Annotated in this window: 1 protein-coding gene; it reads right to left on the minus strand. The window is 55.4% G+C overall.

Going from position 1 to position 1,137, the window contains the following annotated elements; genetic code table 11:
• Nucleotides 1-139: 139 nt before the first annotated feature.
• Nucleotides 140-556 (minus strand): hypothetical protein, encoded by a 417-nt coding sequence (locus tag AC1D1X_RS24005; protein WP_477670895.1) that lies wholly within the window; start codon nt 554-556, stop codon nt 140-142.
• Between the last annotated feature and the right edge of the window lie 581 nt (nt 557-1,137).

Here is a 1,137-nt window from a genome sequence, read left to right on the forward strand (position 1 = left end):
AAGCGATACAGGCGTTACGCGGTGCTGTTGGGTTGACATGTGTTCGAGCCAGTAGTTGGGTTCTGAGGTCTAACGTTTGCTATGAGCGGCGGCTGGAGGCAAGCGAAGCTTGCCGGAAGACGTCCGCTCGACGGAGGGGTTAGGCACCGCTCTTTGCATGCCTCGACCTTGCGTGAGCGAGCGTTGCCCAGTATGGCGCCAGAAGAGTGACGAGAAGGACGACAGGCCAGAGGTTACCGCCTTTGAACGTATACGCGGCGAGCAACTCAGGCCAAGGCTTGTGCTGGATGTAACGCCCGAAGCCGAACTCGAAGGCCAGTGTCAGGCACAACCAAAGAACGCCTACAAACGCACTTTGCTTGACCAAGATTCCTTGCTCAATGCGAACAAGGACATAGGCGACCAGCGCCACGCACACGCAAAGCAATACACCGCTCAGAACCAAACCGCCGGCCCTGCCAAGAGAAGGAATGAGAACCGCCTCTCGCAAAGCGCCATTTGCCACTGCCAGGCACAGTATGAGCACCCAGGCTACGAGCGACTTGAGCAGCAGCATGGGTCCGCCTTTCGGCGCCTAACGTTGGAGGCCAGGTGACGCCGAAGGCGATCGCCTTTGGGCCGACGGAGGAAACCTGCTGCATGCCGAGGCAACCATACCGCTTTCACTTGCATGCCGAACGGTGATCAACAGGAAAGGAGCATGCATAGTGTTTCAACTGCCAAAAAGCAAGAAAGCCGCGACCAGAGCCAACCCAACGAGCCCAACGGCAAATGCTTCCAACGAATGACGGCCTAAAAGTGAGTTCAGACGGAGGAGGCGAGCCAAGAGGCATCCATCCCCGAATAGTTCCAACCCCAGCGCCGCACTGATGGCAGCTTGTGGCATTGGTTYCAATGACCTCTCCGCAAGATGAACAAAAGGACATATGGTTTAACGCCGAGCTGACCGGCACGCTTGCGTGACAGCGTCCAGCGTTGTGTTAAACAAACTCGTCCTTTTACCACTGCACAAATGTCGCACCAAGTCCTCCCAAAGAAAGCGAAGCAATTGCAAGAATTGCAGTCAATTTCCACTCTTCTGAATTGAAAATAGACCAGGGCAATTTGTACTGCCTGTACGTCAACTCTTTCCCGTAC

The organism is Polaromonas sp. P1_G4, assembly GCF_056405475.1.

Coding starts and splice junctions, on each gene's coding strand:
- AC1D1X_RS24005 (WP_477670895.1), bottom strand. CDS start 556: ATGCTGCTGCTCAAGTCGCTCGTAGCCTGGGTGCTCATACTGTGCCTG.